The organism is Vibrio ziniensis (assembly GCF_011064285.1).
In the GTDB taxonomy this organism is placed as follows: domain Bacteria; phylum Pseudomonadota; class Gammaproteobacteria; order Enterobacterales; family Vibrionaceae; genus Vibrio; species Vibrio ziniensis.
The window spans coordinates 163,251-186,192 of sequence record NZ_CP049331.1 but is presented as its reverse complement, the minus strand read 5'-3'; the positions used below and the strand labels follow the sequence as shown (position 1 = coordinate 186,192).

General features: G+C 45.1%; 22 protein-coding genes. 10 read left to right on the top strand and 12 right to left on the bottom strand.

The annotated features are described in order from the left end of the window. Positions 1-14 precede the first annotated feature (14 nt). The 4 genes from spoT (at position 15) to G5S32_RS00810 (ending at position 6,866) form a co-directional block, all read left to right on the top strand. Positions 15-2,135 (top strand): bifunctional GTP diphosphokinase/guanosine-3',5'-bis pyrophosphate 3'-pyrophosphohydrolase, encoded by a 2,121-nt coding sequence (gene spoT, locus G5S32_RS00825; protein ID WP_165310046.1) that lies wholly within the window; start codon positions 15-17, stop codon positions 2,133-2,135. 255 nt (positions 2,136-2,390) lie between these two features. Further along, positions 2,391-3,077 (top strand): tRNA (guanosine(18)-2'-O)-methyltransferase TrmH, encoded by a 687-nt coding sequence (trmH, locus tag G5S32_RS00820; RefSeq protein WP_165310045.1) that lies wholly within the window; start codon positions 2,391-2,393, stop codon positions 3,075-3,077. Between the two features lie 67 nt (positions 3,078-3,144). Further along, positions 3,145-5,223, top strand: a complete 2,079-nt coding sequence (gene recG / locus G5S32_RS00815; protein ID WP_165310044.1) for an ATP-dependent DNA helicase RecG — start codon at positions 3,145-3,147, stop codon at positions 5,221-5,223. 236 nt (positions 5,224-5,459) lie between these two features. Further along, positions 5,460-6,866: a uracil-xanthine permease family protein gene (locus tag G5S32_RS00810; protein WP_165310043.1), complete on the top strand. Its 1,407-nt coding sequence runs from the start codon at positions 5,460-5,462 to the stop codon at positions 6,864-6,866. 237 nt (positions 6,867-7,103) lie between these two features. Here the strand turns inward: G5S32_RS00810 and envZ are convergent, their stop codons facing one another. The 3 genes from envZ to greB all read right to left on the bottom strand — a co-directional run bounded on the left by envZ (position 7,104) and on the right by greB (position 9,906). Beyond that, a complete protein-coding gene (gene envZ, locus G5S32_RS00805; RefSeq protein ID WP_165310042.1) occupies positions 7,104-8,408 on the bottom strand; it encodes a two-component system sensor histidine kinase EnvZ in 1,305 nt (434 codons plus the stop codon). A 194-nt stretch (positions 8,409-8,602) separates the two neighbouring features. Then, the gene (ompR, locus tag G5S32_RS00800; RefSeq protein ID WP_165310041.1) at positions 8,603-9,322 is read right to left on the bottom strand and encodes an osmolarity response regulator transcription factor OmpR; all 720 of its coding nucleotides are present in this window, start codon (positions 9,320-9,322) and stop codon (positions 8,603-8,605) included. A gap of 101 nt (positions 9,323-9,423) precedes the next feature. Then, positions 9,424-9,906, bottom strand: a complete 483-nt coding sequence (gene greB / locus G5S32_RS00795; protein WP_165310040.1) for a transcription elongation factor GreB — start codon at positions 9,904-9,906, stop codon at positions 9,424-9,426. Positions 9,907-10,047: 141 nt separating this feature from the next. On the opposite strand from greB, the gene G5S32_RS00790 reads away from it, so the two are divergent. Further along, the gene (locus tag G5S32_RS00790; RefSeq protein ID WP_165310039.1) at positions 10,048-10,665 is read left to right on the top strand and encodes a hypothetical protein; all 618 of its coding nucleotides are present in this window, start codon (positions 10,048-10,050) and stop codon (positions 10,663-10,665) included. 97 nt (positions 10,666-10,762) lie between these two features. Then, complete coding sequence (locus tag G5S32_RS00785) at positions 10,763-13,123, top strand: Tex family protein (RefSeq protein ID WP_165310038.1); 2,361 nt, start codon at positions 10,763-10,765, stop codon at positions 13,121-13,123. A gap of 275 nt (positions 13,124-13,398) precedes the next feature. Here G5S32_RS00785 and G5S32_RS00780 read toward each other — a convergent pair whose 3' ends face one another. Together G5S32_RS00780 and bioH are read right to left on the bottom strand one after the other, a co-directional pair. Continuing rightward, entirely contained in the window at positions 13,399-13,869 is a 471-nt protein-coding gene (locus G5S32_RS00780; protein ID WP_165310037.1) for an ATP-dependent Lon protease, read from the bottom strand. Between the two features lie 142 nt (positions 13,870-14,011). Next, on the bottom strand, positions 14,012-14,785 hold the full coding sequence (bioH, locus tag G5S32_RS00775) for a pimeloyl-ACP methyl ester esterase BioH (protein WP_165312689.1): 774 nt from the start codon (positions 14,783-14,785) through the stop codon (positions 14,012-14,014). A gap of 83 nt (positions 14,786-14,868) precedes the next feature. On the opposite strand from bioH, the gene G5S32_RS00770 reads away from it, so the two are divergent. The 4 genes from G5S32_RS00770 (at position 14,869) to cysQ (ending at position 17,790) form a co-directional block, all read left to right on the top strand. Further along, positions 14,869-15,582 (top strand): ComF family protein, encoded by a 714-nt coding sequence (locus G5S32_RS00770; protein ID WP_165310036.1) that lies wholly within the window; start codon positions 14,869-14,871, stop codon positions 15,580-15,582. Positions 15,583-15,674: 92 nt separating this feature from the next. After that, positions 15,675-16,268 carry a Fe-S biogenesis protein NfuA gene (gene nfuA, locus G5S32_RS00765; RefSeq protein ID WP_165310035.1) on the top strand — a complete coding sequence of 198 codons (594 nt, stop codon included), beginning with the start codon at positions 15,675-15,677 and terminating at the stop codon, positions 16,266-16,268. Positions 16,269-16,399: 131 nt separating this feature from the next. After that, positions 16,400-16,942, top strand: coding sequence for an ADP compounds hydrolase NudE (gene nudE, locus G5S32_RS00760; protein WP_165310034.1), 543 nt, complete (start codon positions 16,400-16,402; stop codon positions 16,940-16,942). 26 nt (positions 16,943-16,968) lie between these two features. Continuing rightward, on the top strand, positions 16,969-17,790 hold the full coding sequence (gene cysQ, locus G5S32_RS00755) for a 3'(2'),5'-bisphosphate nucleotidase CysQ (protein WP_165310033.1): 822 nt from the start codon (positions 16,969-16,971) through the stop codon (positions 17,788-17,790). 84 nt (positions 17,791-17,874) lie between these two features. On the opposite strand, the gene G5S32_RS00750 is transcribed toward cysQ, so the two are convergent. The 7 genes from G5S32_RS00750 to gspH are packed head-to-tail and all read right to left on the bottom strand — an operon-like array spanning position 17,875 to position 22,895. Next, positions 17,875-18,633: a type II secretion system protein N gene (locus G5S32_RS00750; protein ID WP_165310032.1), complete on the bottom strand. Its 759-nt coding sequence runs from the start codon at positions 18,631-18,633 to the stop codon at positions 17,875-17,877. A gap of 1 nt (position 18,634) precedes the next feature. Further along, positions 18,635-19,144, bottom strand: coding sequence for a type II secretion system protein M (locus tag G5S32_RS00745; protein ID WP_165310031.1), 510 nt, complete (start codon positions 19,142-19,144; stop codon positions 18,635-18,637). 9 nt (positions 19,145-19,153) lie between these two features. Further along, positions 19,154-20,365: a type II secretion system protein GspL gene (gspL, locus tag G5S32_RS00740; protein WP_165310030.1), complete on the bottom strand. Its 1,212-nt coding sequence runs from the start codon at positions 20,363-20,365 to the stop codon at positions 19,154-19,156. Beyond that, positions 20,334-21,359, bottom strand: a complete 1,026-nt coding sequence (gspK, locus tag G5S32_RS00735; protein WP_165310029.1) for a type II secretion system minor pseudopilin GspK — start codon at positions 21,357-21,359, stop codon at positions 20,334-20,336. The genes gspL and gspK overlap by 32 nt, the downstream gene beginning before the upstream one ends. Beyond that, positions 21,343-21,987 (bottom strand): type II secretion system minor pseudopilin GspJ, encoded by a 645-nt coding sequence (gspJ, locus tag G5S32_RS00730; RefSeq protein WP_165310028.1) that lies wholly within the window; start codon positions 21,985-21,987, stop codon positions 21,343-21,345. The genes gspK and gspJ overlap by 17 nt, the downstream gene beginning before the upstream one ends. Beyond that, entirely contained in the window at positions 21,974-22,327 is a 354-nt protein-coding gene (gene gspI / locus G5S32_RS00725; RefSeq protein ID WP_165310027.1) for a type II secretion system minor pseudopilin GspI, read from the bottom strand. Before gspI ends, gspJ begins: the two co-directional genes overlap by 14 nt. Further along, a complete protein-coding gene (gene gspH / locus G5S32_RS00720) occupies positions 22,314-22,895 on the bottom strand; it encodes a type II secretion system minor pseudopilin GspH (RefSeq protein WP_165310026.1) in 582 nt (193 codons plus the stop codon). Before gspH ends, gspI begins: the two co-directional genes overlap by 14 nt. Between the last annotated feature and the right edge of the window lie 47 nt (positions 22,896-22,942).

The window sequence follows — 22,942 nt, the reverse complement described above, 5'->3', positions numbered from 1 at the left end:
CTCGGGCCTATAATTTGTATCTATTCGATAGCCTCAAAGACGTTGCCCAGGAATATCTCACAGAGCCTCAACTTGAGGCTCTACGCCAATCTTATATAGTGGCAAGAGATGCCCACGAAGGGCAAACCCGCTCAAGCGGCGAACCTTATATTATTCACCCAGTGGCAGTAGCTCGAATTCTGGCAGAAATGCGTTTGGATTTAGAAACACTGCAAGCAGCCCTCCTTCACGACGTTATCGAAGACTGCGACGTCACCAAAGAAGATTTAGAAACTCAATTTGGTCAAGCTGTTGCTGAACTGGTTGATGGGGTCTCTAAGCTCGACAAACTTAAATTCCGCGATAGAAAAGAAGCTCAAGCAGAGAACTTTCGCAAAATGGTTCTTGCGATGGTGCAAGACATCCGCGTGATTCTGATCAAGCTTTCTGACCGTACGCACAACATGCGAACATTAGGTGCTCTTCGTCCGGATAAAAAGCGTCGTATTGCCCGAGAAACCCTAGAGATTTACGCACCACTCGCCCACCGTTTAGGTATTCACAACATTAAAACCGAGTTAGAAGAGCTAGGTTTTGAAGCGTTATATCCGAACCGATATCGAGTTCTAAAAGAAGTCGTGAAAGCGGCGCGTGGTAACCGCAAAGAGATGATTCAACGCATCCATAGCGAGATCGAAGGTCGCCTGCACGAAGTTGGCTTACCTGCTCGCGTGTTTGGTCGTGAAAAGAACCTTTTCTCCATCTACAACAAGATGAAGACTAAAGAGCAACGCTTCCACACCATCATGGATATCTATGCGTTTCGTGTTGTGGTTGATAGCGCTGACACCTGTTACCGAGCACTAGGTCAAGTACACAGCCTGTATAAACCGCGTCCGGGTCGAATGAAAGACTACATTGCTGTTCCAAAAGCGAACGGCTATCAGTCTCTGCATACCTCAATGGTTGGCCCACACGGCGTACCTGTTGAAGTTCAAATCCGAACTGAAGATATGGACCAAATGGCGGACAAAGGTGTGGCAGCACACTGGTCATATAAAGCCAATGGCGACCGCACCGGCACAACAGCACAGATCAAAGCTCAGCGTTGGATGCAAAGCCTGCTTGAACTACAGCAAAGTGCAGGTAACTCGTTCGAATTTATCGAAAACGTTAAGTCCGATCTATTCCCAGATGAGATTTACGTCTTTACACCTAAAGGTCGTATCGTTGAACTGCCTGTTGGCGCAACAGCGGTAGACTTCGCCTATGCGGTGCATACCGACGTCGGTAACACCTGTGTAGGTACTCGAGTTGATCGCAACCCTTACCCACTAAGCAAGCCACTGAAGAATGGTCAAACCGTTGAAATCATCAGTGCTCCGGGTGCGCGTCCAAATGCCGCATGGCTAAACTACGTAGTGACTTCACGTGCTCGTACTAAGATCCGTCAGGTTCTGAAAACCATGCGCCGTGAAGAATCAGTGAGCTTGGGTCGCCGCCTGCTGAATCACGCCTTAGGTGAAGAGTCGATCTCCACCATCAACAAAGACAGTGTGCAACATGTTCTTAGCGATCTAAAACTTTCTAGCGTTGACGATTTATTAGCAGCGATTGGCCTTGGCGAATTAATGAGTATCGTGATTGCTCGTCGTCTACTAGGCAATGCTGATGAATTAACCGAAGTAGAAAGCAAAGACGGTCAACCTAAGAAGAAACTGCCGATCCGAGGTGCAGAAGGTATTCTGTTAACCTTCGCCAACTGCTGTCACCCAATTCCGGATGACCACATTATTGCGCACGTTTCTCCGGGCCGTGGATTGGTGGTGCACCGCGAAACCTGTCCTAACGTACGCGGGCATCAGAAAGAGCCTGATAAGTACATGGCGGTGGAATGGACCAAAGATTACGATCAAGACTTCATCACTGAACTGAAAGTCGATATGCAAAACCGCCAAGGCGCACTTGCAGAACTGACTAATGTGATTTCGAAGACAGGCTCCAATATTCATGGTCTGTCGACAGAAGAACGTGATGGCCGTCTGTACACAGTAACTGTGGTACTGACCACAAAAGATCGTGTTCATCTTGCTGGCATTATGAAGAAAATTCGTGCAATGCCAAACGCACCGAAGGTGAGACGCAGAAGGCACTAATAGCGCCTATGCTTAAGTAACCTAACGATGTAGCCCTTGATATGGCCTATCAAGGGCTTTTTTATTTTATGTGGTGACCGTTTACCAACCACAGACTATACCCAAACTACTTGGAGTTGCAGGTAGGCGGCAAGTGAGTGAATCCCCATGAGCATAGTAAACTATGTGATTGGGGTGAACGAACGTAGACCCCGTACAAAAACATAAAGCACTGCAGCTTCAAGTAGTAAGGGGATAAAGCATAGAAAATTTATTATGAACTTAGAACGTTACACTCGAATTCAAGAGGTGCTGAAAGCACGCCAACCTGATCTGACCGTATGTTTAGAAGAAGTACACAAGCCAAATAACGTATCTGCGGTCATTCGTACTGCCGATGCAATTGGATTACACAAAATCCATGCGGTTTGGCCAAACAAACAAATGCGTACTCTTGCTCATACCTCAGCAGGCGCTCGTAACTGGGTCGAAGTCGATACTCACGATAGTATTCAAGATGCGATAAAAGCGCTAAAAGCGCAGAACATGCAGGTATTAGTGACCAACCTTTCCGAAAAAGCGATAGATTTTCGTGAAATTGATTACACCAAACCGACAGCGATTATCGTGGGTAGTGAAAAAGTGGGTATCTCAAAACAAGCTCTTGAGCTGGCCGATCAAGACATCGTGATTCCTATGGTAGGAATGGTGCAATCACTCAACGTATCGGTTGCTAGCGCACTGATTCTGTATGAGGCACAACGTCAACGCCAAGCTGCTGGTATGTATCAGCAGGAAAAAAGCCCGCTTCCTGAAGAAACCATTCATCGTATTTTGTTCGAGCGCGGTCACCCTGTATTAGCCAAAGTGGCTAAACGTAAGAAGCTTCCCTATCCACCACTGGATGACGAAGGCCAAATTGTGGCAGATGAATCTTGGTGGAAAGCGATGCAGAGCAAATAATTCCCCTGTACAAAAACACAGCTTAATGTTTGAATAACCTTTATTTCAAACAGCTAAATGGTTGATTATGTCTCAGCTTTTATCAGCAATTCCATTAACCTCACTTTCCGGAGTGGGGGCAAAAGTGGCCGAAAAACTGGAGAAAGTTGGGCTTATCACCGTACAAGATTTGCTGTTCCACCTGCCGTTACGCTATGAAGATCGCACTCGAATCTACCCAATAGTAAAACTGCATCCGGGTCTTTGGGCAGCGGTGCAAGGTAAAGTGATGGCGGTCGATACTACTTTCGGTCGTCGCAAAATGCTGACAGTAAAAATCAGCGACGGAAACGGCACGCTCACGCTACGCTTTTTCAACTTTACCGCAGGGATTAAAAACAATTTTACCGAAGGTAAGTTAGTACACGCTTACGGCGAAATTAAACGTGGCAATACTGGGCTGGAGATTATTCATCCTGAATACAAGTTCTATTTCCCAGAACAAAAGCCCGATGTTGAAGCTAACCTGACTCCAGTCTACCCGACCACTGAAGGTCTGCGTCAGCTCACTCTGCGCAGCCTGACTGATCAAGCGTTATCACTACTTGATAAAGCAGCAGTGCAAGAACTGCTTCCATCCGGTTTATACGATCATCAAATAACTCTGGCTCAGGCGTTGCACACCATCCACCGCCCACCATCGGATATCGATTTAAGTCTGTTTGATGATGGTCGCCATCCGGCGCAAATTCGCCTGATTATGGAAGAACTGCTGGCTCAAAACCTATCCATGTTGGCTGTTCGCAGTAAAGGGCAGCAAGATGTCGCTTTGCCGCTAAAAGCGTCAGACTCTCTGAAAAATCAGCTGTTGGCTCAATTACCTTTTTCACCAACCAATGCCCAAACTCGGGTGGTTAACGAAATCGAAACTGATCTCGCAAAACCTCACCCTATGATGCGTTTAGTTCAAGGGGATGTAGGTTCAGGTAAAACTCTCGTTGCTGCTCTAGCGGCTGCCAGAGCCATTGAAAATGGCTACCAAGTCGCCTTGATGGCACCAACAGAATTGTTAGCGGAGCAACACGCCATAAACTTCAGCCAGTGGTTTGAAGCGATGGGTATCAAAGTAGGTTGGCTAGCGGGCAAACTCAAAGGCAAAGCCAAAGAAGCCGAGCTCGCGCGTATTGCCAGTGGTGAAGTAAAAATGGTAGTGGGTACTCACGCACTGTTCCAAGAACACGTGGTTTTTGATCATTTAGCGTTAGTGATTATCGATGAGCAGCATCGTTTTGGTGTCCACCAGCGACTAGAGTTACGCGAGAAAGGCGCTAAACAAGGCGCGTATCCTCATCAGCTCATCATGACAGCCACCCCTATTCCTCGAACTCTGGCAATGACTGCTTATGCGGATTTAGAAACCTCGATTATCGATGAACTTCCGCCGGGCAGAACGCCGATTCAAACCGTCGCAATTCCAGATACCAAACGAGACGACATTGTTGAACGCGTACGTAATGCTTGTTTGAATGAAGGCAAGCAAGCCTATTGGGTTTGTACTCTGATTGATGAATCTGAAGTCTTGGAAGCACAAGCTGCAGCTGATACTGCAGAAGAGCTGCAACGCAAACTGCCCGATGTCAAAATCGGTTTGGTTCACGGCAGAATGAAGCCAACCGAGAAACAAGAAGTGATGCAGGCATTTAAAAACAATGAGTTGCATCTTCTTGTCGCAACTACAGTGATTGAAGTAGGTGTGGATGTACCCAACTCAAGCTTAATGATCATTGAAAACCCAGAGCGCTTAGGCTTAGCCCAGTTGCACCAGCTGCGTGGTCGTGTTGGTCGAGGCTCGGTTGCCAGTCATTGTGTACTTTTGTACCACGCGCCACTTTCTAAAACCGCGCAGAAACGCCTTGGCGTATTACGTGAAAGTAATGACGGGTTCGTTATCGCGCAGCGAGACTTGGAAATTCGTGGTCCCGGGGAACTACTAGGCACCAAGCAGACGGGTTTGGCTGATTTCAAAATTGCTGACTTAGTACGAGATCAGCGCCTTATTCCAGAAGTTCAGCGTATTGCTCGCCATATTCATGACAATTACCCAAGTAATGCTACCGCTATTATCGATCGCTGGCTTGACGAACGAGATGTTTATGCAAAAGCTTAATCCTTAAAAATCGCAGCTGTTTTCCTTTGCACCAAACTTAAGCAAACGTTTGCCTTTTACAGTTATTACTCTATAATTCTCGCAAAATTTAGCCTCAAAGCTCTATAAACCTTGAAAGCTTTAAGGCTATTTTTCAGAGCAGAACCTGATTAACAGCAATCACAGACAACCATTCTGCTCCACGAGGAATGCCCATTCAGCGCATCTTTGTGAATCACTCACTTAGGAAAATAAAAATGACAACCGAAAACGCGGCTCGTAAGTCCGATCTTGTCTACCAACTCAATGACAGACCGCCTTTGCCACACACTTTTTTTGCTGCACTTCAGCACCTGCTTGCTATGTTCGTTGCTGTTATTACGCCATCTCTGATTATTTGCCAAAGTTTGGGCGTTCCAGCAGCTGAAACCAACACCATTATCAGCATGTCTTTATTTGCTTCAGGTGTATCTTCATTTATTCAAATTCGAACTATTGGTCCTATCGGCTCAGGCTTGTTATCGATTCAAGGCACCAGCTTTAACTTCTTAGGTCCAATCATTGGTGCCGGTCTTGCGCTAAAAGCTGGCGGTGCTGATATTCAAACCATGATGGCGGCCATTTTCGGTACTATTTTAGTCGCATCATTTGCTGAAATTCTGCTTTCTCGCGTATTGGAATTTGCACAACGCGTTATCACACCGCTGGTATCAGGTATTGTCGTTACACTGATCGGTCTCACTCTGATCCAAGTTGGTCTAGTCTCTATGGGTGGGGGCTACGCGGCAATGGGCGACGGTAGTTTCGGTAGTCTTGATAAACTGGCTCTAGCAGGAACCGTTCTAGCCATCATCATTTTGCTAAACCGTGCACGTAACCCATATATTCGCGTTGCCTCAATTGTGATTGCGATGCTTGTGGGCGTTGCGATGGCTTATTTCATGGGCATGGTCGATACCAGCAAAATAAGTGAAACATCGCTGATCGCACTACCTGTACCGATGCAATATGGTTTGAGCTTTGACTGGTCACTGTTCATTCCTCTAGTACTGATTTTCTTAATCACCGCTTTAGAAGCCATCGGTGATATCACTGCAACGTCGGAAGTGTCAGGAGAGCCAGTAAAAGGCCCGATTTACATGAAGCGTATCAAAGGTGGGGTTTTAGCAGATGGCGTTAACTCAGCACTTGCTGCTGTATTTAACAGCTTCCCGAACTCAACCTTTAGCCAGAATAACGGCGTGATTCTACTGACTGGCGTTGCTAGCCGTTACGTGGGTTACTTTATCGCAGGTATGCTCGTGCTATTAGGTTTATTCCCTGGCGTAGCAAGCTTTGTTCAGTTGATCCCTGAGCCAGTACTCGGCGGTGCGACCATAGTCATGTTCGGTACTATCGCGGCGGCAGGTATCCGTATCATTGCTCGTGTCGATTTAGACCGTCGCGCGATTCTTATCATAGCTCTGTCATTTTCAATGGGTCTGGGCATCGCACAGAAACCTGAAATCCTGCAGTTTATGCCTGATTTTGTGAAAAGCATTTTCTCGACGGGTGTTGCGGCTGGCGGTATTACCGCGATTCTTTTAAACCTGCTGCTACCGGAAACGAAGCCAGTAAGAAAAGAGCAACCTGAGCAAGAATTGGAACAAGCTCTAGATTCATAGTGCTTATGATGATTTAAGAAAAAGGCTCGCACAATGCGAGCCTTTTTAATTCCAAAATTGATTTGCTAGATATTCAATCATACCATTCTGGATAGTGAATATGCGTCGATAAGCAAACCCTCCGAGCCATGGATGGCTCAGCGGAGCTTCAGGGACGAATGAATGCGCGTTTGCGTTTGACGCCTATTCGCAGTTCTGCCGATGCTCAGTCTGATCATATTTTGATCTAGGATGGTATCACTTGGTCGGAAAGCTAATCTGCGCCCGTAAACCACCTTCACTGCGATTGCTGACCATGACAGAGCCGCTGTGCTGGCTAATAATACGTTTCACTATCGCGAGTCCCAAACCGGTACCTTCGCTACCGCGAGCAGTGTCTCCGCGAGTAAAAGGTTCAAATACCTTGTTCACTTGGCTTGGTTCAATGCCTGGTCCATTGTCTTCCACACAAATCCACACCATGCTGTTGTCCGCTGTGACACCAGAGCTGACTCTCACCCAGCCATTTCCGTAACGAACCGCATTCACCACTAAGTTACTAACCGCACGCTTAATTGCAATTGGGTTACCAAACGCAGTCGCTTTGCCTTTGTGCAGTTCAACTTCAATCTGCACTTCGTATCCGCCTTCTGAGCTTGCCACATCCTGAGCAATATCGTTGACATTCACCTTTTCGAATGTCTGTTTATTCACAGGCTTCAAATAGTCCATAAACTGGCTGATGATCTCATTACACTCTTCGGTGTCACTGATGATTCCTTCTGCCAAATAGCTGTCTTCTGGAGCCATCATCTCTGTGGCTAATCGAATGCGGGTCAGTGGAGTACGCAGATCATGACTGATACCTGCCATCAACAGAGCTCGGTCTTCTTCTAACGCTTGTATCCCTTTTGACATCTGGTTAAAAGCGCGTGTTACTGAGCGAATTTCCGAAGCACCTCTCTCCGGTAGCGGTGGTGGCACCTCTCCCCGACCAACAGCCTGCGCAACTTTCTCTAGCGTGATTAGAGGCCTGTTTTGCATACGGATAAATAACCAACCGCCAAAAACAATCATTAAAGCCATGATGATGCTGTTGCGAAACAGAGGGGAGAAGTCTTTTTCCCGTAATTCAGAAAGAGGAATACGAAGTAACTGCCCTGGTAGAGATTCGATTTTCATCCATAGAACATAACTCTCTGCACCAGACATCATACGAACTTCCGTTGGCGAACCGAGCTCCAAGCTCATATCTTCACTCATCAAATCAATACTGATGGCATGCTCAAACTCACTGGCAATCGGACTGTCTTCAGCATGAATGGTCACCCCAAGTTGCTCAAGAACGCGACGACGCAATAGCGCATCCATTGACACGTCCGAGTCTTGATTGACGGTATCATCCAGCATCAAGTTAATTTCGTGACTGAGAATTTTGTTGAACTGCTTTAAGCTCGGCATCAGTGCATAATTGAAGACGGCGTAATAGGAGTAAACCTGACTGGCAATGAGCAGGCTTAAAAAGAGAAGAATGGATTGAGTAAACGAGCTACGAATACGCATATTTTGCCTATGTTCTTTATCAACGGATTTTAAACACTGCTTTGATAAACCAGTAGTTACTTACTGATTGTTACAGACAGGGGTTTACCGTCAATGAAAATTACAGATAAGGCGCGAATAGAGAAGAGAAGCAACACGCGCCTTCTAGTTTAATCAGCCGACGCGTGCATAAAACAGCATAAATAAAATTACGCTTAGTTTAATTTGCCGTCAGGAACGAATACATAGCCCAAGCCCCACACGGTTTGGATGTAGCGTGGTTTGCTTGGATCAACTTCCAACATACGACGTAAACGAGAGATTTGTACGTCGATGGAACGTTCCATTGCCGAATATTCGCGGCCACGAGCCATATTCATTAACTTATCACGCGATAACGGCTCACGTGCATTCATCACCAGCGCCTTCAGTACTGCAAATTCACCCGAAGTCAGAGGCATAGGCTCTTCACCACGGAACATCTCACGAGTACCTAAGTTCAGACGAAACTCACCAAACTCGACCATTGACTCTTCAGAGCTTGGTGCTCCCGGAGCTTCAATGGTTTGACGACGTAATACAGCTTTAATACGCGCCAGTAGTTCACGAGGGTTAAAAGGCTTCGTCAGGTAATCATCCGCGCCGATTTCTAAACCAACGATACGATCAATCTCATCGCCTTTCGCAGTCAGCATCAGAATTGGAATCATGTTGTTTGAATTGCGCAGACGACGACAAATAGATAAACCGTCTTCTCCAGGCAACATCAAATCTAACACCATGATATGGAAGGTTTCACGAGTTAATAGGCGGTCCATTTGCTCACTGTTCGCAACACTTCTAACTTGGAAGCCTTGCTCAGATAAGTAACGCTCCAACAGCGCACGCAGACGTGCATCGTCATCGACTACTAAGACTTTAAAGTTTTCTTGCATTTACGTCCTACCTATTCGTTATTCAACCCCATACACTTCTGGGATAGTGAAATGTAACACCGTTTATGATAAAGAAATTCAGAGAATTGTTAGCGTTTATTTCAACTGCTTTTTTCATAAGAAATCGAATTAATGAACCATTCTTTTTCGCCAGTTGGCGTTCTCACCACAAATTCATCATCAACTTCTTTTTTCAGTAACGCACGCGCCATTGGAGAATCAATTGAGATGTAGTCTTTTACTTCACCATAAATTTCTTCAGGTCCTACAATGCGGAATTTTTTAATATCCCCTTGTTGGTTTTCAATTTCTACCCAAGCACCGAAAAAAACTTTTCCTTCCTGCTGAGGTGAGTAATCCACTATTTTCAGTTCTGGCAATAGGTTACGTAAAAAACGAACACGTCGATCAATTTGTCGCAGTAGACGTTTATTAAAGGTGTAATCCGCATTTTCAGAACGATCACCTAAACTTGCCGCCCAAGTGACAATTTTAGTCACTTCCGGACGACGCTCATTCCATAAGTAATCATGCTCTTTTTTGAGCTTGTTGTAGCCTTCACGAGTGATTAACTTTGTTTTCATTCTCAGCCTAAATATTTTAATTCAACGTGTTACAGAAATATGTGTCTGGCTTTAGGTTTATTTAGATCTTTTCATTAGAAATAAAAAACAACACATCATTACTATGAGCTATCTAATGACAACTATATATAAGCAGACACTATGCTTAACCAATACGCTAAATCACAGCATGCTAGCTCAATAACCGATCCTCCCGGTTTTGTGCTTCTGTTGATGTTAACACCGATAGCACTTTACTTGGATCTCATCGTTTTCCAAAATGGTGTGGGAGAAATCTCAGTAACAGAGATGCTTCAAGAACTGTTTATATTGGATTGTGCGTTAATTTTTGCTGTATCAGCTAAAAGAAACGTTTCATCACGAGGCCTCTATATACTGGTATCCTTTTTTTTCGTTTGCGTATTAATCCGCGAATTAGATCATTTCTTTGACCTTATCTGGCATGGCTTTTGGCTTATTCCAGCTCTGACAGTAGCACTTTCGGCCATCGGCTATTCGTTGTTACGCCACAATAGCACCATCTGGCGACCAATCCGTGATTTCATCAGGCTCGACGAATTCCGCCCACTATTGTTGGGCCTAATTATAGTGATGGTGTTAAGCCGTATCTTAGGCAGCGGCCACTTAATATGGGAGCCTTTGTTAGGACAACAAGGATTTGCTGTTAAAACCATCATCCAAGAAGGTCTAGAACTCATCGGTTACACCTTCATTGTCCACGGCTCTTACTGGCATTTGCAACGCGTAAAAAACAAATAAACTAGCTACAAATGAATTGGGGCAGTGGCAATGCGGTTTAAATCCATTAACACCGCCCCCATTTAATTATATCTGTAGTTAAAATTTGAGAGCATTCATGAGCCAAGCTATATGCAACTTGATTGCCAATGAGCTAAACGTTCGCTCAGAGCAAGTCATCGCAGCCGTCAACCTAATTGATGATGGCAATACTGTTCCTTTTATCGCTCGATACCGTAAGGAAGTGACTGGTGGTCTAGATGACACCCAACTACGCACATTAGATAGCAGACTATCTTATTTGCGTGAGCTGGAAGACCGCCGCCAAACCATTCTTAAGTCGATTCAGGATCAAGGCAAATTGACGCCTGAATTAGAAAAAGCCATTTCAGAAACCGACAGCAAAACACGTCTTGAAGATCTCTATCTGCCATACAAACCAAAACGTCGAACTAAAGGTCAAATCGCTATCGAAGCGGGTTTAGAACCATTAGCTGACAAACTTTGGAACGAACCACAAACAGAACCCGAATCCGAAGCTGCGCGCTACATTTCCGCAGATAAAGGCATCGAAGATACCAAAGCAGCACTTGATGGCGCTCGCGCTATCATTATGGAACGTATCGCTGAAGATGCGGACTTACTGGAAAAAGTCCGCCGCCATCTGACTCGTAATGCAGAGTTGGTCTCTCGTGTGGTTGCAGGCAAAGAGCAAGAAGGTGAAAAATTCAAAGACTACTTTGCACACCAAGAACCAGTAAGCAAAGTACCGTCGCACCGCGCTCTTGCGATGCTTCGCGGACGTAATGAAGGTTTCTTAACTCTGACTCTAAATGCTGATCCAGAGCTTGAAGAAACCGCACGTCAATCTCACTGTGAAACCATTATTGCGCAGCATTACGGTATTCATTTGAGCCAAGCGCCAGCAGACACATGGCGTAAACAGGTGATCAGTTGGGCGTGGCGTATCAAGGTTTCTATGCATATGGAAACCGAACTGATGGGCACCATGAAAGAGAGCGCTGAGATTGAAGCTATCAATGTCTTCGCAACCAACCTCAAAGACCTTCTCATGGCAGCACCTGCCGGTCCTCGCGCAACATTGGGTTTAGACCCAGGATTGCGTACTGGCTGTAAAGTCGCAGTAGTTGATTCAACTGGTAAAGTACTCGCTACCGATACGATTTATCCGCACCAGCCGCAAAACCAATATGACCGAGCAATGCAAACTGTATCTGCATTAGTCAAAAAACATAACGTAGATTTAATTGCGATTGGTAACGGTACCGCTTCTCGTGAAACCGATGCCTTTGCTGCAGACATGATCAAACGTGATGGTTTGAAAGTGCAAAAAATCATGGTCAGCGAAGCAGGTGCTTCGGTTTATTCAGCATCAGAACTGGCAGCAAAAGAGTTCCCGAATATGGATGTCTCTTTGCGTGGCGCGGTATCTATTGCTCGACGCCTGCAAGACCCACTAGCTGAGTTGGTAAAAATTGACCCTAAATCTATCGGAGTGGGCCAGTATCAGCACGATGTAAGCCAATCGCTGCTGGCAAAACGTCTGGATGCAGTAGTGGAAGACTGTGTAAACGCCGTAGGTGTGGATGTAAATACCGCGTCTCCAGCCCTCCTTACCCGAGTCGCTGGACTTTCAACGGTACTCGCGCAAAACATTGTCGACTACCGTGATGAAAATGGTCGTTTCAATGCTCGTACTGACCTGAAAAAAGTTGCACGTTTAGGACCAAAAGCTTATGAGCAGTGTGCTGGCTTCTTGCGTATTATGAATGGCAAGAACCCGCTTGATGGCTCTGCGGTTCACCCTGAAGCTTACCCTGTGGTGAAAAATATCGCAGAGAAAAACCATCAAGATATTAAGACATTGATTGGAAACAGCGATTTCTTGAGCACACTACGTGCGGTCGATTACACCGATGAAAACTTTGGTGTACCAACCGTTAGCGACATCATTAAAGAGCTTGATAAACCGGGACGCGACCCTCGCCCTGAATTTAAAACAGCAACATTTGCCGACGGCATAACTGAGGTTTCCGACCTTGAACCGGGCATGATTCTAGAAGGCGTCGTATCTAACGTTGCGAACTTTGGTGCCTTTGTGGATATTGGTGTTCACCAAGATGGTTTGGTGCATATCTCTGCGCTGACAGATCGTTATGTGTCGGATCCTCGTGAAGTAGTAAAAGCTGGCGATATCGTTAAAGTCAAAGTCATGGAAGTAGACGTGCAACGTAAACGTATTGCGCTTTCCATGCGTCTTAACGATGAACCGGGGCAAGACAGCCGTCCAGCTCGTTCTGACAACGCTCAACCAAGGAGCGATCAACCTAGGGGAAATCAACCACGCGGAAACAACCGTTCTTCACAAGGAAATGGTACTGCTCGTGGTCGTAATGAAGCTCAAAGTGGCGGTTTTAATAGTGCCTTTGCGGACGCTTTTGCTAAAGCGAAACGCTAATACCATTCTGGAAAATATCCTGACAGTGAATGGACGTCGATAAGCAAACCCTCCGAGCCATGGATGGCTCGGCGGAGCTTCAGGGACGAATGAATGCGCGTTTGCGTTTGACGCCTATTCGCTGTTCTACCGATGCTCCGTCTGATCATTTTTTTAACACCCCAGAGTGACTCCAGAGCCTTCAATTCGAAGCAAAAGAGTTGAACGCTACAAATAAAAATCCCCATCGCTTTTGCTATGGGGATTTTATTTTGAGTGTTGCGAAAAAACGACATTCATAATATCGCTATCACTTCTGAAGGAATATTGGGCACTACAGCGTGACCATAGTGGTACTTGATTACAGTACGTCTGCGAGCCATTTTTCCAGCAGTTATCGCTTCATCAATGATACGTTTCGGTAACCGAAACCGCATTGCATAGCCTTTACCTTGCTCTTCACTGTATGTCGATAGTGCTAATAGTTCGAACAGTCTATCAAGCTCACTGTGTCGTTCTTCTTGATAAGAGGATTGAGCTTCATGTTCAGTCACCACATCATAACCAGGATGCTCTGACGGATCCCACGAGGCGCGCTTTCGCCTTTTATCATCAGCCTTTACATTACGTTCAGAGTTAGTTCTAACCAGCTCAACGGTCGGCATAACAGGTTCACGAACTTTGTTGTCTCGTGCTGCCTGCTCTGTCTGAACATTCACTGATGGGGCGATAAGTGGCACACTAACGTTAGTCGGTGACACGATCATAGCCGAAACCTCCTCAGTATCGCCCAGCCCGTTAAAACAGAGTTATGCTTTGCCTCAACGGGTTAGCTTATTTATCGACCAATCTGTGTAAACATTTAGCACAAAAATAAAGCGCACGTATATCAGATAGATAGATTCTTATTCACTGTTTATGGTGGGCGAAGGAGATCAACTGCTGACAAAAAGTATCCAATTCCGTCATAAATGGAGCATGGGAGGATTCCGTGAAGATATATTGTTCACTATCCGGCACAACTTGCTGTAAATCGTGAGCGACTTTAATCGGCACCAGACCATCTAAACGCCCGTATAAGCGCAGCATTGGAACTGAAATATGAGGGAGCTGCTCACGCAAATCGACATCGGCGAGCATCTTAAGTCCAGCAAGCAAAGCCTTAGGATTGGGCGTCGGGCGAGACAATACTGCTTGCTTTAGGTTTTTTACATCTTGTCTTGCAGAGGGACTACCCATTGCCTGTAAAGCCATAAAGCGCTCAATAGTTAGCTGAAAGTCTTCCACTAACTGATCGGTAAATGCTGAAAGCACAGCTGGCTGAATGCCACGCCACGGTTTGTCTGCAGCAAATTTGGGGGAAGAAGCGACAGTCACCAACTTGCTGACGTACTCGTTATGATGTAGCGCCATATGCGTTGCAACGAGCCCCCCAAGTGACCAACCAATCCAAATCGCTTTCTTTGGCGCTTGAAGAATCAGAGCCTTAGCTATCTCTTCTAAGTTTTCAGCATGGCAATCCGCACTGTGTCCATATCCTGGAAGATCGACAACGTGAACACGAAACTGAGTATTGAGAATATCGACCGTTTGCTGCCAAACTGCGCCATTCATCCCCCAGCCGTGTACCAATACGATATCTGGTCCACTACCACTGACTTGCCAATACAACTCTGAAGCCATACTCACACACTCTCCTACTAAATCCATTCAATCCAATTTACAGAAGGCAGATGCTATTTATTCCTTCTTTGTAAGACAAAAACATGTTATCCGATTGGTTTCAAAAAGCTAATTTTATACACCGTTGCCTTGCGCCACAGTGCCCTATCTGTAAATTGGCATTAGACAACAAACTACCCTATGCCGTTTGCTCTGCATGTGAAGCTTGGTATCCTAAATATCCTCGTTGCCAATGCTGCGGTTTAGCAACACTGACACCTGTCGATATGTGTGGTCAATGCCTCACCAAACCAACGATTTGGCATAACTTATATTGTGTGGGTGACTACCAATTTCCACTAAGCAACATCATTCACCTGCTCAAATATCAGCGGCAGTTCTGGCAAGCGAAACCGTTGGCGAAACGCCTCTCTGAATGTATTGAAACTCCGGCACCAGTGATAACCAGCGTCCCACTGCACTGGCATCGATATCTGCGCAGAGGGTTTAACCAAAGTGATCTTATTGCCAAGCACTTGGCCGCCTTTTTGAATGTTGATTATCAGCCAAGATTGTTTTCTCGAGTTTTGGATACCAAATCTCAACAAGCACTAAGTAAAGTGCAACGCAAGCACAACTTAGCCAATGCTTTTCGACTTAACCGACGGCCAAAGTGCAAACATGTGGCAATAGTGGACGATGTAGTGACAACAGGGAGTACTGTGCTGCATTTATGTCAGTTGCTACTTGAAGTAGGCGTCGAAAGGATTGATATTTACTGCATATGCCGCACTCCTGAACCAGAAGATAATTCGTAAAGCCCGAGCATAAAAACAAAAGGGCTGGATTCTTCCAATCACAGGAGTAGAATGGTGACCAAATAACCTACAAATGCACTCAGGTATTCGTCGTGTCAAATACTAACACTATAACTATCACTGAATCTGCTCAGTCTCACTTTGCAAAACTGCTTTCACAGCAACCTGAAGGCACAAACATCCGTGTTTTTGTCGTAAACCCAGGAACGCAAAATGCTGAATGTGGCGTGTCTTACTGCCCACCAGAAGCCGTTGAAGCTACTGATACTGAGATTCCATTTAACGAGTTCTCTGCTTACGTTGACGAACTAAGCCTACCTTTCCTTGAAGATGCGCTGATTGATTTTGTTACTGACAAAATGGGCTCACAACTCACGCTCAAAGCACCAAATGCGAAAATGCGTAAAGTAGCTGACGATGCGAGTCTGATTGAACGTGTTGAATACGCTATTCAAACTCAAGTGAACCCACAACTTGCGGGTCACGGCGGTCACGTTAGCCTAGTTGAAATTACCGATCAAGGCGTGGCTATTGTTGCCTTTGGTGGAGGCTGTAACGGCTGTTCAATGGTTGATGTCACCTTGAAAGAAGGTATTGAGAAAGAGTTGCTAGCTCAGTTCGAAGGCGAACTTACTGCTGTTCGCGATGCGACAGAGCATGACCGCGGTGATCACTCATACTACTAATGATTCCATTCAAAAAAAGCTGATGCCAACAAGCATCAGCTTTTTTATTTGTGTCTCAGGTGAAAGTGATATTTTAAGTTGAGACATTTTCTCATATAGTAAGAAAACTAATGCAGTGAAGGAGTCAGTGAATGTCGTCCAAGTTACCGGAGATTCTTGCCAAGAGTGTAGTGGCTAAATCAAAGCTATTTTCTATCGAAGCACTTGATCTTCGTTTTTCCAATGGCGAACAACGCACTTACGAACGGATGAAACCGAGTAGTCGTAACGCCGTCATGATGGTTCCTGTGACTGAACAAGGTGATCTGTTGTTAGTCCGCGAATATTGTGCCGGAACAGAGCGCTATGAACTAGGCTTTCCAAAAGGTTTGATCGATCCGGGCGAAACTGCGGAACAAGCAGCGAACCGTGAAATGAAAGAAGAGGTTGGTGTTGGGGCACATAAGCTGACCGCACTCAAAGAAGTGGTACTAGCTCCCTCTTATTTTTCCAGCAAAATGACGCTCTTTATTGCACAAGATCTATACTCAGAACAATTGGAAGGTGATGAACCAGAGCCTCTTCAAGTGGTTCGCTGGCCTTTAGCACAAGCTGAAGAGCTACTAACCCACTTAGACTTCTGTGAAGCTCGCAGCATCACCGCCCTAATGCTTACTCTGCGATACCTACAATAATTACCGCCAGAGTCATAGGAAAGATTATGCCAACAGTCAAAGATCTCTCTCACCTATTACCAGACGTCATCGAGATTGCTCGCTCTGCCGGTCAGTTGATCCTCGATATCTATGAGAAAAAATCTTACCAAGCATTCACTAAAAAAGATGAAACACCAGTAACCAGCGCCGATTTAGCTGCGCATAAATTGGTAATGGAACGCTTAAAAGAATTAACGCCAGATATTCCAATTCTTTCTGAAGAAGATGCTGACATCAGTTTGCAAACACGTGAAACATGGGAAAGATATTGGCTGGTTGACCCATTAGACGGCACCCAAGAGTTCATTGCTCGCAGCGGTGATTTCGCGACAATTATTGCCCTAGTTGAACACAACAAACCCGTAATGGGCGTGGTGTATGGTCCGGTTTCAGGTGTGACGTACTATGCCTATGCAGGCAAAGGTGCGTGGAAAATTCCAGATATGTCTGAAAGCCTTCGTATCCGCACGCACACTCATGAACTGCCAAACCAGTCGATAGCCATTGCTATTAGCCGTCGTCAGGACATCAACCGCATTACCAGCAAACTCAGCAGCGCCTGGAACTATGATTTAGTTCCTCTCGGCTCTGCAGCGTTAAAAGCATGCTTAGTGGCTGAAGGTGCTGTCGACTGTTACTTGCGTTTAGGGCCGACAGGTGAATGGGATACGGCAGCGACACAATGCATTGTAGAAGAAGCCGGTGGACGCATTCTAAATACTGCCTTAGAACCCCTTTCATACAACGAAAGAGAAACCTTGGAAAATCCGAATTTTATTGTATTAGGTGATGCAGATCTTCCATGGGATAAAATATTGAAATGCTAGGCAAGAAATGATGACGTTAAGTTAAAAAGGCGAGAACTCCCTCTCGCCTTTTTTTATTTGTTATGAGCGAAATGAAGTTTCGCTCTACAAACGACCTTGCTGTTTAAACGTGTAGTTGCCTTGGTTATTTGGCTTAGGCAACCATTTCAGCTGATTGGCGAGCTGCTGAGGAAATTCTGCACCAGGTTTAAACCAACCTTCAGCTTGATAACTATAGTTAGGGCTCAGCTGAGCCGAAAATTCACTAGAAACTTGCTCGCTCTTCTGGCTACCTTTAATTTTAACGGTACTATTATCGCACTGCAGATCTGCAACAGCTTGCGTTAATGCTAGTGAACCTAATGGAGATTCAAGATTGGCTGAGTTCCAAGCCAATGAACCATGCCCATTCAAGCAAAAAGGGGCTTGGTAAGCATATTGGTTAATCGACAACTCTAACTGCCCTTGGGCTGATATAGGTACTGGTAAAGCAACTTGTGTCAACGCAACATCTGCTGGCATAGAAATAATGGTATCCTGGGCATAGCCTCCCGATAGACCATATCCAACCAAGCCTTTTCCTCGCAAATTGAGCTCACTGCCTCGACCAAAACGTAACGCAACTTCTAATCTAGCCCCGAATAATGCTGATGGCTTGAATTGCCATGCTACATCACCAAAGTTACGATTTTCCCAGTGGATCTGCTCTGCGCTACCTTGCCAGATTGTTCCTTGTAATCCCGTTATCTCTAACTGCGAAGGTATCGGCAGTTTTTGAATAACAAACCGAGCGGGTAGATTTACTAGAGCACTCGTGATGAATACGGTAACAAACACCGTGACGTAACCAATGACTTTTTTCAAGTTAACCGCCTCGTTTTAACTGTAAGCGCTGTACTTCAACCAATCCGGATTGTTTACCACGTTTAATATCCATAAATTCTACATCCACACCTTGCTGTTCTTTCAGATGGGCAATCCAAGCGACTAACTGAGAAAATGGGAGTGGTTGAACCCACACCTGCATCATTTCACCGCGAGGTTGAACACGTATAAGTTCAATCTTAAACTGACGAGTGGTGGTCGTAACAATTTGATTCAGAGGAGTTGAGGTTCGGACAACGCCACCTTGCTTACGCAGTGTCGTAATCTTATCGGCATTCTCTGATACCCATGCCAACAGTTGTTTCTCGCTTTGAATTCGGTTTTTTGCTTGAGAATTTCGTTCATTAAGTGGTTGTAACACCCCCCAAAAAACGATAGCAGCAATCATCAGCAGCGAGCAGACAACCACCATAATTTTCTCGCGTTGATTGATACTCTGCCACCAGCTTTGAAGCGGCGTAATTAATTTGTTCGCTATTTGCTCATTCATTACTCACCCCTACTTGTGCTTCAAAACAAATGAGCCAGAAACCACATCGCCATTTTTGTTCACTTGTCCTTGTTCAACAATGAACTGCTCCTCTAGCTTCACTCTAGCTTGCTCAAAACTCTGGAAATCTTTGCTAGTGGTTTCTAAACGGACTTCACTACGATTACTGTCGAATTTGAAGCTTTGTAACTCCATTCCGGGAATCGTTCCTAACGTTGCTGGCAATTGAGCCAACCATTCCAAAACGGAAGTGCTGCCTCCACCGCCTTGCAAAGCATTTAACTCATCATTCATCAATCGTTTTAGATAACTCACCGTTGGGATTTTTGTTCTGTCAGGAAATACAGAGCGAAAAATCCTTTCACTTTCAGTACGATAAGCTTCTACACGTTGTTCAAAACGATGTATTTCAAGAAGGTTATAACCGACAATAACGCAGGAAAGCATAAGCGATGCATAAACCGTTTTTTTCCAGACATTCCAATATTTCATGGAAGAAGACTTCACTTTGAAACGGCCCGTTAATAAGTTTATTTTGCTTTGTAGTGCGCCCTCGGTAAGCAACTGCATGACGAGTGGTGTCGGAGTAAACTGCCACTGCTGATCTTCCGCTAAACTGAGTTCAGGAAGAGGCGTGTAAGCGATTAAAGGCAAGTAGTTTTCTTCATCTTTCACCCAATCCGAGTGACTCAATAGCTCAAGCCAGTCATTTGCAACACAAACGCCTTGACACTCACCCTTACGAATTAACCATTCATCGCCAAGCTGCACAGCGGCTAACCCTTGCTGAACAGGAATCGTCAGCACGTCAGGAATGACACGCTTTACTGCGAGCCCAACTGAAGCTAATTGATCAATACAAGCACGTAAGAAATCACGATCAATGCCAGCGACTTCGACAGTGCTTCCTGATTTTTTGATGACACAAAAATGCATGTTATCAACATCTTGTGCGACATCGTCTTCAACTAAATAAGGTAAAATGGATTCAATCTTACGATTTGCACCCGTTGGTATATCAACTTTACTTAGCACTACGTCACTAGCTGAAACTAAAACGATAGTCGACCGCTGATCTGCGTATGTACTCAGTTGTTCAAGTTGATCCCAACCGAATACTTCACCACTTGCGATCACTTCTTGTTGTACCGAAGACCACACCAACCAAGGAATACTGGCTTCTTTTTGACTACTCAGCCGAACGGTCAGAAACTCGCTCACTGATCCCTCCAAAGCGACGGCGAATTACCATTGCATTTTTACGATTATCACTATAGAACAGGCTGCGAATACGAACTCGCGCCTCTTCCACTAAAACTTGTGCGTCAAGCTCAAAATATTGGCTATCAACGGTTAAGTAGCCTTTTGCTTGATCCGTTACTGATGTGCCTGTCGCAGCAATTTGCGATTCTGATAAGAAGGATTCAACACTTCCCCATCCGTCAAACGGACGATTTTCCAATACCGCCTTAGCACTGGATTCAGACAAATTAGGGCTGAACATTGCAGCGAGTAATTTAGCTTGTTGTGGATCCAATGTATTAACATTCAACCGCCAGTCATCTGTTGGCAGAGCACAAACATATGGCGCAATTTTAGTCATCACATCGCCACTCATTTGCTGAACAGAACGCAACTCGCTACTATCTGCAAGTAAGGTGTTAGCTGCCATATAGGCAGGGGACATCGATTCATAGTAGCTGTCTTCCAGACCATACGTTGTCTGAACTCTGTCATTACTATCAATGTATTCCAATGTAGAATCGGCAATCACTTCTGCTTGGTAGTTTTCGACTTCAAGCTCTTCTAACAGGGTTTGCCAAACATTAAGCAGATACGGCTTACTGGTACTGCTGCTGACCTCAACCCCGCTTAATACGTTGATATTAAAACACGCTTGTTTATCAGTAATCTTGCCGCTAAGTTGTCCATAATCAAGCGGATAGACTTGTTCTTTTAATGCCCACGCTTGGCTAAGATTGATCGTGTCGCTGTCTTTGTAACTCTGCTCAATTGCTACCTTGGCCAATCCTTCGACACCAACACTATACCAATACGCTTGCTGGTAATTAACTTGATGCTGAGCTCGCTGAAAATGAGTGAACATACGAGCAGACATTGTCGCTGCGATAGATACCATAATCGCTAAAATCAACAGCACCACGATCAATGCAACACCATGTTGACGAGGTAAGGCGCTACGAATCACTATCATCACCTCCGCCTTGAACCATCCCCCCGGCAACTAAGTAGATACGTTCGATATCTCCATAATCTTTTAGCGTTAACTTAACAGCAACCGCATTAGGTAACTGTAGGTTTTTGTCCCAAGATTCACTCCACTTACCTTCAAAATAAAAGCGCATACTCCAACTGTCGACCTGAGTGAGTAATGGTGTTACTAACCCATCTTGGTCAATAGAGGTGTCGGGATACTGCCACCATACTCTTTCAAGCACTCCATCTCGAATTCGATATGCAACTTTGGTTATCTCCCCCCGAGGGAACTGTTGCTGAGGGTTATGCCAACCTAAACGAGTAAAAACAACACCGTATTGTTCCGAATCAAGCAACCCATCTTGCCAAATTAAAAACTGCTTGCTTGGCTCGCCACCTTGAGTGCGAAACTGACGCGCAGCAATCTGTCGAAAATCGGCATCCAGCAAAACAAAAGCACGATTAATTTCAGTTAAGCGAGCAGTACGCTCTAAAGATACCTCGTTGCTACGTTGCACCTGATGTAACACTTGATACGCAGCAACGCTTAAACTAGCAAAAATAGCGATAGCCACTAATACTTCTATCAGTGTAAAGCCTTGTGCTGCCTTTCTATTGAGCGACATAGCTTCTTACCGTAATGACAGGACTGCTCTTTTCTTCTGCTGATACACTGACATCAAATGCTTTCAAATACCCATTCGCAGTCTTAATCGGAATGACTTTCCAATACCAGGTGTGCCCAGCCAAAGATTCAGTTCCTTTTTTCTCTTTTAAGTCATCCGGAGCAAGCATCGCCAAAGCCATTTGGTTATCAACCACCATGGCTGCAAACGCCTTTTCTTCTAAGTAGTTAATTGTATTTATATGTTGGCTAACTGAACGAATGACACTTACAGCAGCGGTAGCAAAAATAGCTAAAGCAACTAACACCTCAAGCAGTGTAAAGCCTTTATACCTCTTCATCTTGCTCTCCGGGTGCCAATAATTGGATTTGGCCATTATCTTTTACGACCACTCTCCAACTCTGTTCTAACTGATCTTTTAGCGGATGAATACTCAGCATCACCGGAGTCACTTCACCACTAGACAAAATGAATATCTGGGGCGGTTTCTGCTGCTTTTTCTCCTCTTGATCAGCAAACATATCCTCATCAAATAAAGAACCGGGTTCAAATAATCTGTCATCGTTACCCCAAGTGTTGCCACCGAGTTGAAAATCGATTTTTAGATCTGAGGGAACTTCAATTTCTGCATTAAACTGAGGCTTTTCTAGTATCTGCCACCCTTCAGCAGTGAGCGTTAGAAAAAGCAGACGGTTTTTATCCTGATCGACTCGCAAGCCGAAATCTTGGCCACTCAATATTGCTTCTTCGTTAATCAGTTGAATGCGCTGATATAAGCTTTGGACGACCAGCTTCGATTCATCTTTTTGTGAAATGGGAAAAGCAGCAATTACCGCTACCGCACTGAGAGAAAGCAGTACGAGTACCAGTAAAATTTCCAGCAATGTGAAACCTTGAGTTCGCTTCATCGAATAAAAGTGGGGGCATCCGCCCCCAGTCCCACTTATCGTGATTA

Bases quoted from the DNA above. Each gene is read 5' to 3' on its own strand.
- trmH (WP_165310045.1), top strand. From the start codon at position 2,391: ATGAACTTAGAACGTTACACTCGAATTCAAGAGGTGCTGAAAGCACGC.
- recG (WP_165310044.1), top strand. From the start codon at position 3,145: ATGTCTCAGCTTTTATCAGCAATTCCATTAACCTCACTTTCCGGAGTG.
- G5S32_RS00810 (WP_165310043.1), top strand. From the start codon at position 5,460: ATGACAACCGAAAACGCGGCTCGTAAGTCCGATCTTGTCTACCAACTC.
- envZ (WP_165310042.1), bottom strand. From the start codon at position 8,408: ATGCGTATTCGTAGCTCGTTTACTCAATCCATTCTTCTCTTTTTAAGC.
- ompR (WP_165310041.1), bottom strand. From the start codon at position 9,322: ATGCAAGAAAACTTTAAAGTCTTAGTAGTCGATGACGATGCACGTCTG.
- greB (WP_165310040.1), bottom strand. From the start codon at position 9,906: ATGAAAACAAAGTTAATCACTCGTGAAGGCTACAACAAGCTCAAAAAA.
- G5S32_RS00790 (WP_165310039.1), top strand. From the start codon at position 10,048: ATGCTTAACCAATACGCTAAATCACAGCATGCTAGCTCAATAACCGAT.
- G5S32_RS00785 (WP_165310038.1), top strand. From the start codon at position 10,763: ATGAGCCAAGCTATATGCAACTTGATTGCCAATGAGCTAAACGTTCGC.
- G5S32_RS00780 (WP_165310037.1), bottom strand. From the start codon at position 13,869: ATGATCGTGTCACCGACTAACGTTAGTGTGCCACTTATCGCCCCATCA.
- bioH (WP_165312689.1), bottom strand. From the start codon at position 14,785: ATGGCTTCAGAGTTGTATTGGCAAGTCAGTGGTAGTGGACCAGATATC.
- G5S32_RS00770 (WP_165310036.1), top strand. From the start codon at position 14,869: ATGTTATCCGATTGGTTTCAAAAAGCTAATTTTATACACCGTTGCCTT.
- nudE (WP_165310034.1), top strand. From the start codon at position 16,400: ATGTCGTCCAAGTTACCGGAGATTCTTGCCAAGAGTGTAGTGGCTAAA.
- cysQ (WP_165310033.1), top strand. From the start codon at position 16,969: ATGCCAACAGTCAAAGATCTCTCTCACCTATTACCAGACGTCATCGAG.
- G5S32_RS00745 (WP_165310031.1), bottom strand. From the start codon at position 19,144: ATGAATGAGCAAATAGCGAACAAATTAATTACGCCGCTTCAAAGCTGG.
- gspK (WP_165310029.1), bottom strand. From the start codon at position 21,359: ATGATAGTGATTCGTAGCGCCTTACCTCGTCAACATGGTGTTGCATTG.
- gspJ (WP_165310028.1), bottom strand. From the start codon at position 21,987: ATGTCGCTCAATAGAAAGGCAGCACAAGGCTTTACACTGATAGAAGTA.
- gspI (WP_165310027.1), bottom strand. From the start codon at position 22,327: ATGAAGAGGTATAAAGGCTTTACACTGCTTGAGGTGTTAGTTGCTTTA.
- gspH (WP_165310026.1), bottom strand. From the start codon at position 22,895: ATGAAGCGAACTCAAGGTTTCACATTGCTGGAAATTTTACTGGTACTC.